The sequence below is a fragment of the Pseudomonas sp. KH_017 genome, from assembly GCF_057840285.1.
In genome coordinates this window covers 2,807,020-2,817,980 of the sequence record NZ_CM174509.1, presented here as the reverse complement: position 1 = coordinate 2,817,980, position 10,961 = coordinate 2,807,020, and the positions used below count along the sequence as shown (strand labels likewise).

General features: G+C 59.7%; 7 protein-coding genes. 3 read left to right on the top strand and 4 right to left on the bottom strand.

The window, feature by feature from the left end:
* The first annotated feature begins 11 nt into the window (after positions 1-11).
* Entirely contained in the window at positions 12-230 is a 219-nt protein-coding gene (locus AC3IT6_RS12835) for a DUF2970 domain-containing protein (RefSeq protein WP_489304313.1), read from the top strand.
* Positions 231-236: 6 nt separating this feature from the next.
* On the opposite strand, the gene AC3IT6_RS12830 is transcribed toward AC3IT6_RS12835, so the two are convergent.
* The gene (locus AC3IT6_RS12830) at positions 237-1,322 is read right to left on the bottom strand and encodes an ABC transporter substrate-binding protein (RefSeq protein WP_489355976.1); all 1,086 of its coding nucleotides are present in this window, start codon (positions 1,320-1,322) and stop codon (positions 237-239) included.
* Between the two features lie 523 nt (positions 1,323-1,845).
* Between AC3IT6_RS12830 and AC3IT6_RS12825 the strand changes: the two genes are divergently transcribed.
* Entirely contained in the window at positions 1,846-3,504 is a 1,659-nt protein-coding gene (locus tag AC3IT6_RS12825; RefSeq protein WP_150723619.1) for a nitrite/sulfite reductase, read from the top strand.
* The gene (locus AC3IT6_RS12820) at positions 3,488-3,982 is read left to right on the top strand and encodes a DUF934 domain-containing protein (RefSeq protein WP_150723618.1); all 495 of its coding nucleotides are present in this window, start codon (positions 3,488-3,490) and stop codon (positions 3,980-3,982) included. Before AC3IT6_RS12825 ends, AC3IT6_RS12820 begins: the two co-directional genes overlap by 17 nt.
* 51 nt (positions 3,983-4,033) lie before the next feature.
* On the opposite strand, the gene AC3IT6_RS12815 is transcribed toward AC3IT6_RS12820, so the two are convergent.
* The 3 genes from AC3IT6_RS12815 to sohB form a co-directional block, all read right to left on the bottom strand.
* Complete coding sequence (locus tag AC3IT6_RS12815; protein WP_489355974.1) at positions 4,034-7,921, bottom strand: dermonecrotic toxin domain-containing protein; 3,888 nt, start codon at positions 7,919-7,921, stop codon at positions 4,034-4,036.
* 221 nt (positions 7,922-8,142) lie between these two features.
* Complete coding sequence (gene ltrA / locus AC3IT6_RS12810) at positions 8,143-9,450, bottom strand: group II intron reverse transcriptase/maturase (RefSeq protein ID WP_489355972.1); 1,308 nt, start codon at positions 9,448-9,450, stop codon at positions 8,143-8,145.
* A gap of 488 nt (positions 9,451-9,938) precedes the next feature.
* Positions 9,939-10,961 carry a protease SohB gene (gene sohB / locus AC3IT6_RS12805; RefSeq protein WP_223442954.1) on the bottom strand — a complete coding sequence of 341 codons (1,023 nt, stop codon included), beginning with the start codon at positions 10,959-10,961 and terminating at the stop codon, positions 9,939-9,941.

Below are 10,961 nucleotides of genomic sequence, written 5' to 3'. Positions count from 1 at the left end.
GCGAGGGACTTATGAACGATCCGGCCGACAACAAGCCGCCGACCTTCTGGCAAATGCTGCACAGCGTCATGGCGGCGGCGTTCGGGGTGCAGAGCGGGAAGAACCGGGCCCGTGATTTCACTCACGGCAAGCCGAGTCATTTCGTGATTCTGGGGATTGTGTTCACGGCGGTGTTTGCATTGATGCTGTTCGGCATCGTCAAGCTGGTGCTGCTTCTGGCCGGTGTTTGATGCGACTCAGTGCATCAGGGTTTGCAGGGTGAACGGGTATCGCCAGGACGCGGGACGTCCCTTGGCCGAGAGTTTGTGAAAATCCACGCCGAAATCCTGCGCTGTGCCCATCGCCAGCAGCCGTTTGGCCTGTGTCCGATCGATCAGTTGCAACAGCGGAATCTGTCGGTCACGGCCGCCGTACTGGCTGAAGTCCACGCCTTGATCGTAGTCATGCAATTGCACCAGCGCCCAGCCACCGAGACTGAAGTGCCCGCCCAGCAAGACACTCAGGCGACGGTCCAGCAGTGCCTGCAACGCCGCGGGTGAAGTGTTGATCGCGCCGAACAGCACGCCTTTTCCTGGCACACCTCCGGCTTCGACATACGCCTGCATCACACCGAACGCCATCTCGTCATTCGCGGCCCAGACCAGCGACGTCTGCGGGTAGCGCTTGAACAACAACCTGGCCTGCTCGCAGGCGCGTTGCCGGGTCCAGCCGCCGTACACCAACTGCCGCAACCGCACTTCGGGATGCTCGGCCAAGGCACGCCGCAAGCCCTTCTCGCGAAACTGAGCGGACGGGGTGATTTTCAAACCGGAAAAGGCCAGCAATTCGATCGTCTGGCCGGGGGCCACCGGGCCGTGCTGTCGGATCAGTTCCTTGAGCATCAGGTAGCCGCCCTCCTCGTCATTGGGCACCAGGCTGCCGAGCAAATCGGGGTACTTGTCAGGTTGGGCACCGATCAGTTTCGTCTGATCCGGGGTCAGGGCATTGTTGACCATGAACAACTTCACACCGCTGTCTTTGGCCAGCCGCAGGATTTCGGGGGCGATGTATTGCTCGTTGACGAAGACCAGGTAGTCGGGACGATGGCGGCCCTGAAGGGCTTCGCGAGCCTGCTGGATGGTGATTTCGGAGACGCGGTCGGAATACTGGATGCGCAAGTCCATCCCCAGGTCGGTCGCCGCGGCTTGCATGAACTGCGAGTAACTCACCCAAAAAGCTTCCGTGGGGGTTCCCGGGTTCAGGAACAGCACTGACGCCGCCTGGGCACAAGGTCCCACGACCATGCCCAGCGCCAGTAATACGCCACATAGAAACTTCAACATTGGTCGTCCGACCCCCCGGAAATTCGCCGCGCATTATAGCCAGCGAACCTCCGTAAAACGGCGACTTTTCCGGTTTTTGTCAGACAATCGTCGGAACCGGGCCCGGACGGGGTCGCTTACTGATGACTGACCCAGAAAACCGCCGTCCCCACGACCAGAATGATCAGGAACAAAATTGCCCATGCATCAACGGTGCTATCGCTTTTCCGTGCTTTGGTTGGGTTGCTCATTGCATCGCCTCTTGTCGGTTTTATCGGTGATTGCATAAAGACTCGAGCACAGTAAAGACGACGATTGCCCGCACCACAAACAGGGCCTTTGCAACAACGATTCTCATTAGGCGATTTGGTTCTTTACATATGCTCAAACATCACTTTTACGCATAACTGCAAACTGTTATCTTGCCCCGGCTCCGTAGGGAGTGCGCGGCCGTGCGCGCAGAATTGCCGAGGTTTTATCGGACGCCAGCAAGCCAAAAAACGCCGCTGTTTCCGACCGGCCCAAGCCTGAGAACAGGACTTATATGTACGTATACGACGAATACGATCAGCGGATCATCGAGGACCGCGTCAAGCAGTTCCGTGATCAGACCCGACGCTATCTGGCAGGCGAGCTGAGCGAAGAAGAATTCCGCCCGCTGCGCCTGCAAAATGGCCTTTATATCCAGCGTTTCGCGCCGATGTTGCGAGTCGCCGTGCCATACGGCCAACTGACTTCGCGCCAGACGCGAATGATGGCCAAAATTGCCCGCGACTACGACAAGGGCTACGCCCACATCAGTACCCGGCAGAACGTGCAGTTCAACTGGCCAGCCGTGGAAGACATTCCGGACATTCTCGCTGAACTGGCCACCGTGCAGATGCACGCGATCCAGACCAGCGGCAACTGCCTGCGCAACGTCACCACCGACCAGTTTGCCGGTGTCGCTGCCGACGAATTGATCGACCCGCGCCCATGGTGCGAGATTGTCCGCCAGTGGACCACGTTCCACCCGGAATTCGCCTACCTGCCGCGCAAATTCAAGATCGCCGTCAACGGTTCGACTTCCGACCGTGCCGCCATCGAAGTCCATGACATCGGCCTTGAGCCGGTGCACAACGCCGCTGGCGAACTGGGCTTCCGTGTGTTGGTTGGCGGCGGCCTGGGCCGTACGCCAGTGGTCGGTGCGTTCATCAATGAATTCCTGCCGTGGCAAGACCTGTTGAGCTACCTCGACGCCATCCTGCGGGTCTACAACCGCTATGGCCGTCGCGACAACAAGTACAAGGCGCGGATCAAGATCCTGGTCAAGGCGCTGACGCCTGAAGTCTTCGCGCAAAAAGTCGATGCGGAAATGGAGCACCTGCGCGGTGGCCAGACCACATTGACCGAAGCCGAAGTGCAGCGCGTCGCCAAGCATTTCGTCGACCCGGACTACAAGGCCCTGGAAAACCAGGCCGCCGCACTGGCCGAGCTCGACCAGCAACACCCGGGCTTCGCCCGCTGGCGCGTACGCAATACCCTGGCCCACAAGAAGCCGGGTTATGTGGCCGTGACCTTGTCCCTGAAGCCAACCGGCGTTGCACCGGGCGACATCACCGACAAGCAGCTCGACGCCGTGGCCGACCTGGCCGACCGCTACAGCTTCGGTCAACTGCGCACCTCCCACGAGCAGAACATCATCCTGGCCGACGTTGAGCAGGACAAACTGTTCGCCATGTGGGGCGAACTGCGCGAGCAAGGCTTCGCCACGCCGAACATCGGCCTGCTGACCGACATCATCTGCTGCCCGGGCGGCGATTTCTGCTCCCTGGCCAACGCCAAGTCGATCCCGATCGCCGAATCGATCCAGCGCCGTTTCGACGACCTGGACTACCTGTTCGACATCGGCGAACTGGACCTGAACATCTCCGGCTGCATGAACGCCTGTGGTCACCACCACGTCGGCCACATCGGCATCCTGGGGGTGGACAAGAAAGGCGAAGAGTTCTATCAGGTTTCCCTCGGCGGCAGCGCCAGCCGTGACGCCAGCCTGGGCAAGATCCTCGGCCCGTCCTTTGCCCAGGAAGCCATGCCTGACGTGATCGAAAAGCTGATCGACGTGTACATCGAACAACGTACCGAAGACGAACGCTTCATCGACACCTATCAGCGTATTGGCATCGACCTCTTCAAGGAGCGTGTCTATGCAGCGAATAATTAAGAACAACGAGGTCGTCGACGAGACCTGGCACCTGCTGCCCAAGGATTTCAACATCGACGAGATCAGCAACTGCGACGACCTCATCGTGCCGTTGCAGCTGTGGCGTGAACACAGCCGCATGCTCCTGGCCCGTGACGGCGGCCTGGGCATCTGGCTGGACGCCGATGAAGAAGCCGAGGAGATCGGCGAAGACGTGGCGCAGTTCCAGGTTATCGCCCTGAACTTCCCGGCATTCACCGATGGCCGCAACTACTCCAACGCCCGCCTGCTGCGTGACCGTTACGGTTTCAAGGGCGAATTGCGGGCCATTGGCGACGTGCTGCGTGACCAGTTGTTCTACATGCATCGCTGTGGTTTCGACGCGTTCGCCATTCGCGCCGACAAAGACCCGCACGAAGCCCTTGAAGGCCTCAAGGACTTCTCGGTGTCCTATCAGGCAGCTACCGACGAACCGCTACCGCTGTTCCGTCGCCGCTGACCGTCACGCCTTGAACCCCGGCCCGGGGTTCAAGGCGTTTTACCCTTCCCGCTAAAACACCGGATAATCGGCCAGCGGCATCGGCCGCCCCATGGCGACCCAATCGCGGTACAGCCGGACTCGATCCTCCAGCACCACGAACAACCGGAACGGATTCTGCGCATCGGCCATCCGCGTTTCGACGCACTGCCGCAACCAACCCCACAACTCTTCTGACGTATCCGCCTCGTGGAGCAAGCGCCACACGCGTGCCTGCAGCGACCGATAGCCGACCTCAAAATCTGCCGTCAGGCGCAATCCATCCATGACCCGGAGCAACGTACTGCCCGATGGCTTGACGGCCAATCGTTGCCAGATCTGTTGCCGCGCCTCGCGCACGCTTTCATCGCCCTCCTCCAGCCAGGGCGTCGCACCGCCATAATCGGCACCCGGCTCACTCAGCCACAGGTTGATACCGGTGCGCTCGCGATGATCGACCAGGCGCAACAACGTCTCTTCATCCGTCAGTGGATTACCCCACAGTTTCACCCGGTCCCGGGAGACCGCCTGATTGAGTATCGCGTAGGGAACCCGGCGGATCCGGTTGCCTCGCAAGTCGAGCGAGGTGAGGTACGGCTGATCGGCGATGCCAATCGGACAATGGCTGATCCGAGTGTTTCTCAGGTTCAATACACGCAACTCATTCAACCCCAATACCACGGGCGGGACAGTCAACGGGTTGTCACTCAGATCCAGCGCTTGCAGGCTCACCAGATCACGAAATTGCGAAGCCGTGTTCTCCTGAAGCTGAAGAAAGGTTGAACTCAGGTTGAGCGTTGTGAGTCGAGTCATTTGCCGAACCGGTGGAGGCAATACCCCCTCCAGCACATCGTCTGCATTGAGCCGACGCAGATCCACGCGTTCCAGGTTCAGGGAGTGCAGATTGGGAAAACTTTCGAGAAAAGCATTCAGGCTCTCGCGCTCGATAAGGTGCAGGCCCTGCATCGATAGCTCGACGACCTCATTGAAGCGCACGTTCATCGTCGGCAACCGATGGTAGTCCTCGAAACCCAGATCCAGCCTGTAGCCGGAAAACACCTCACCAGACACCACTCTATTGATCTGCGGCGGGCATTTTTGCCAGATGCTCATCAGCTCATCGCCCAGCTCAATTCGCGTTTCACGCTCGTAATCGATCACGGTTTGCAGCAGTTCGACATTGTGCGCCGCCACCTGCTGAGGACTCATGCCCGCGGCATCATCATCGTCCACAGCGAGAAATTCTACGTCCATGTCATCGACATCCAGCACGGCCTGCTCGACCCAGTGGCGCAGATCGGCATGCAATTGCTGCATCTCGAGAATCAGGCGATCCACCAACGCTTGCGCCCCGGCACCCGCGTTAATAAGCAACTCATCGGCCTGGGCATCGGTGAAATCCGGATACAGATCCTTGACCTGCAGGCGCATGACTCCGTGAGTCAGCGCTGCGGCCTGTGGCGTGTTCGGAAAGCCGCCGCCGCGCAATCCCCTGGCGTCGAAGGGCAACCGCGAATCCATTCGATCCAGGCCGAGTATCAGTTCGGAGCGGGGCAAGGCGTGCCCGCCAATACGCAGGCGCAACTGGCTGGCCGCGTCGGGCGAGCTTAGCGACATCGCCGCGCGCTCCTCCCCTGACATTAGATCGACCAGCGCGGCAAACAGATCCGAACCCTCGCCGTCGGTAGCCGCCACCGTGGCATACCGATAGCGATCACCGGCCTTGATCAAGCGCCGGCAATCCGCCGAATCGAGCGGGCCGCAACGGTCCAGGACCCGGCCACTGATTGCCCCGTCGAGCACTTCGATGCGCAAGCCTTTCGGCCAACCGGGCAGGCGTTGCAGGGAATGCAACGCCAGGACATCGGAATCGGGATGGCTGACCGAACGCAAGCAGAGGCCCTCATAGGCACGGTTCAGCCGTACATGCTGCTGATACTCTCGCGCCTTGTTGTCCAGGCGCTTGAACAGTTGCAGCGCCTCGTCAGCATCGACGGGCCGATCGATGTCGACCCCCGAACGGTCGAGGATCTGCTCCACGGCACTTTTCGGCAAATCGGGGTACTCGCGCTGAAACAGGCGAATCCAATCCTGGTCCGAGTGCTGGAGCGCCTGATAGCGGGCGTTGAACAATCCGGCCCGCGCTTGCGGATCGGCGACGGCCTCGAGCTCCTGATCGAGCTTGAAGCGAGTGATGGTGTCGGCAAGCGACGGCGTCGGCGCACGACCGGTCTGCATCAGACGCAGTATATCGTCGTCGACCGTGCTGATCCGCGCGATCTGCGCCAATACCTCATCACTGAAGGCCGCAAGCGGTGCGCAAATACCACGCATCAACTCCACACGTGTCGACACCGGTGCCGAAACCGACCCGGGTGTGGGCTCGGCCGGCGCTCCGGGATGCGGCTCGTTCCCCGACTCCCCCCGCTCGTGCAGCGTTCCGGCGATTTTCTCTTCGCCCTTGAATGCCGCCACCGCCCCGGCCAACGGGAGTGCATTGAGCAAGCCGAACACCGTACGCGTCACGCCTTCGGATCGCTGCTCCGGTGTTTTACCGTTGATGGCCTGATCGAGGCCATAACCGGCATCGATCAGCCCGGCCAGCACCAGGACGCCCTCACCTCCCGGAATGAACAATGCCAAAGGTCCCAGCCGGTTGATCCATTGCACAAGCGGTTCCACCACCGCGCTCAGGTTGTCGCGATTGACCTGGGCATCGTCACGGATGGTTTTGACGCTGGCCATGGAGGCCTGCTTCATGGTCAGTACCAGTTGCGCGAACGGGTCGGTGTCGGCTGGCACACGCTCAAGGTCGATGTAGTCCTGCGGGTCCCAGAAACCGTCGTTGTTGAAAAACCCCGCGTTCTTTTTCAGCCAGTGCTCCTTCGGGTAAACCGCCATGCCCTCCAACGCCGTCAACACGCCCGCATGGAAAGTGCCGTCTTCACGATCGTCCTCGGCAAAATGCGCGACCAGCGCTTGCCGTGTGGCGGCAACCCGGCCTTGGGCCACGATCCATTGGCGCAAGTGCGGCCATTCGGCGAATTCATGCAAGGGTGAGGAGTTGCCGGGAATATTCAACAAGACCCGGCCGCTGTGACGGTGGCGATAACACCAGATATCGTCCGATGTGTAGCGATAGATCGTCAGCCGACCAACTTCGATCGGCGCACTGACGCGCGTGGGCGCCTGCACCTGATCGATGGTCAACGCACTCCAGGCCTGCTCCGCTGGCAAGCCGGCGGCCTGCATGGCCAAGGCCAGGCCTTCCTGACTCAAACTGCCCTCCTGATGTTGCAGGCAGGCGCTCATGATAAAGGCGGCCTTGGCCGAGGTTCTCAGGTCGTAAGGCTGCGCCTGGGCGATTCGCTTGTCGGAGGGCCAGGTGCGATCAAGGTAAGCCTGATAGAGGGTTTGCAGATCCAGTTCCCACACCCACTGTTTGAACGCCGTCGGCCTGAGGACAATTTGCGTTGCCGGCCCATACACCTGGGGCGTGGTCCGGCGATAGATGCCTTCGTAGGTATGGTGGTTGCCATTGCCGTGGTCGGCGAATTCATCGACATGCTCCACGATGCGAATGGACGGGCCGACATCGGGCGGTGTGAACAAACCCAATAGGCTTTCGGCAAAACGCCCGTCACCGACGGTCTGGTAGTTCGCCAGCAACGCCTGCACCAGGGTTTGCGTGTTTGCCACCTGGCCTTGCTCGATGCCGTCCTGCGGCGGGTGCCCGCGGTAGCGGTAATCCAGCGTGACCAACAGGGCGTTTTGCGGGTCGATGTCCTGGCCCCATTTTGCCTTGATCAACTGCGCACCGAACTGCTCGGGAGACTGCGGTAAAGCCGCGTTCACCACAGATTTCAGTGTTTCGCGCAGCGGCGCAGGTTCGGAATGAAGCGGTGTCTGATGGTCATTCATGTGCATTCCATGGCAACTGTTTTTGGAACACCAACATAACCAGCCACCGCGTTGCCGAAAGCAGGAACGGTCGCCTGCTGGCTACAGAGATTTCGCCGTGCCGTGGAGGACATCGGGCAAGCATTCGCAGGCAATCGGCATAGGGGACGGCCTTCATAGACCGTACCCCTGCCACACCACCCGGCATGCGGGTCCGCACCGGGCGGTTCGAGGGATTGAGGTCAGGAGAGACGTGGAAGTCCCAAGCGATCAAACCACGCGAGATTAAGCACCCAGTTCAGGGCCCATCGACTATTGTCCCACCAACGACGGGTGTTACATGCCACTTTCTGGGCGACTTCTTTACTCGCACCCAAAGCCCGCAATTCGCGATAAGTCGTCGTTCCCCGTTTCCATTGCTTGAGTTGAATCGCTCTGAGTCGGTGTCGCATCCATTTGTCCAATTCACGCCAGACACCTGGTGTTTGTGACAACTTGAAATAGGCTTTCCAACCCAGTAAATAGGGACGTAGGAGGTCGACGACCTGCTGCAAACTGCGGCCACATGAACGGCGAGTGAACTGCCGGATACGTTGCTTGAATTGCTTTTGTGCCTTCTGAGATACCGCACGTTTGACTTCGTCACGGGCGCACCAAAATGCATAGCCCAGAAACTTGCGACCAAACGCACTGGCCACCGCACTCTTGCTCTCGTTGACGCTCAAGTGCAGCTTTTCATACAGACGCCTTAGCAAGATCATCACCCGCTGCCCGGCTTTATGACTGCGAACATAGACGTTCGCGTCATCGGCATAGCGCACGAAGCAATGACCTCGACGTTCAAGTTCCCGATCCACTTCGTCCAGCAGCACGTTCGCCAGCAACGGCGACAGCGGGCCGCCTTGCGGCGCCCCGCAGCGGCTTTTCTCGATCACGCCATTGATCAGCGTTCCCGCATCCAGATAGGCCCGGATCAGCCGAATAATCGCCCGATCCGCAATCCGTTTGCGCAAGCGATCAATCAAAATGTCGTGATCGACCCGGTCGAAGAACTTCTCCAGATCAACATCCACCACCACTTTGCGCCCTGAAGACACATGGCGCTGGGCCGCCAAAACGGCGTCCTGCGCGCAGCGTCCCGGACGAAAGCCGTAGCTGTGTTCACTGAAAGTCGGATCGAGGAGTGGCTGCAAGACTTGCAGCAACGCTTGTTGGATCAGGCGGTCGGTGACCGTCGGAATGCCCAACTCGCGCTCACCGCCGTCAGGTTTGGGGATGACCACACGGCGTACCGGGCTGGGCCGGTAGACACCTGAAAGAAGCTGTTCACGAATCGCCGTCCATTGGCTCAGCAGATGTTCAGCGGTCTGTTCAATATCCAGACCATCGACTCCCGCTGCACCTTTGTTGGCCTTGACCCGTTTCCACGCCCGCTTCAGGTTTTCTCTCGCAAAGGCCCGCTCCAGCAGCCCTTGCCCTGCGTTATCGGATTCATCTTGCGGGCGATTGACCTCGTCGCTGACGGGACTTCTCACGGCTTCACCGCTCATCATCTCCATCCGCCCCGCGTTTGGCAGGCATCTGACTTCCGGTCGTTCGCATCAACATGGCCTACAACACTCTCTCTCGTTCGGCCCTTCGTCAAAAAAAAGACTACTACGGCCTCTGCTGACTTCTCGCTCCGGCTCGCGCCGTCGTCCTTTCAGGCACAAGGCGAGATCTCCCCAGGTAAGAACGCAATCCTTCCCGCACAACCGCCGGATTTACGCAGCCTGATCCTTGACCACTAGAGCTTCGCGATCTTTTGCTCGCTCGCCCTGATCGGCTTCGCCTTATATCCGGTTCTTGTCCATCGGCTCGCGGTTTCGATTCACGCTTCCTCCCCACACTCGGTCGCCCTCATGCAGTTGCGCTTCACTTCGTTCGCTGTGGTCAGCTTATGGCGGGACTTTCACCCGCAAGATTGCGCCCATGCTGGGCGCACAAAAAAACCGGGGCAAATGCCCCGGTTGGATGTTTTGTTGTATCTCCTGGCCCGTTACCAGAAGCGTTGCTGGGTCAATCGGCTCCACCAGTTCAGCAGCACGCGATCGACCGAGCCGCTGGCGGCCATGCCAATGCGCTCCGGCAGACTTTTACGTTCGGCGTAATGCAAGTGATAGAGCTCGGACTTGCTGGCGCGCTCGGAGAGGTATTCATCACTGGTCTTGAGTTCGTCGACCAGTTGTTTGTCCAGCGCTGCGACACCGAGCCAGATTTCGCCGGTGGCCACTTCATCGATCGCCAGTTGCGGGCGATAGCGCGACACGAAGTTCTTGAACAGTTGATGGGTGATGTCCAGGTCTTGCTGGAACTTCTCCCGGCCCTTCTCGGTGTTTTCGCCAAACACAGTCAGGGTGCGTTTGTATTCACCAGCGGTCAGCACTTCGAAGTCGATGTCGTGCTTTTTCAGCAAGCGATTGACGTTGGGCAACTGCGCCACCACGCCAATCGAGCCGAGAATCGCGAAGGGTGCACTGATGATCTTCTGCCCAATGCACGCCATCATGTAGCCACCGCTGGCCGCGACCTTGTCGATGCACACGGTCAAGGGCACGCCGGCCTCACGGATTCGTGCCAGTTGCGAGGAGGCCAGGCCGTAGCTGTGAACCATGCCACCGCCGCTTTCCAGGCGCAGCACCACTTCGTCCTTCGGTGTGGCCAGGGTCAGCAAGGCCGTGATTTCGTGGCGCAGGCTTTCGGTGGCCGAAGCCTTGATATCGCCATTGAAATCCAGCACGAACACCCGGGGTTTGGCCTCGGGTTTTTTCTTCTGCTTTTTGTCGGTTTTAGCCTGGGTCTTGCGCAAGGCCTTGAGCTGGTCCTTGTCGAGCAAGGTCTGCTCCAGGCGTTCGCGCAGCTCTTTGTAGAAATCATTGAGCTTGCTGACCTGCAACTGGCCGGACGACTTGCGCCGCCCCTTGCTGCGCAAGGCCGCAAAACTGGCCAGGACCACCAGAATGGCGATCACCAGGGTCACGGTCTTGGCCAGAAATATGGCGTACTCGGAAAAAAACTCCAC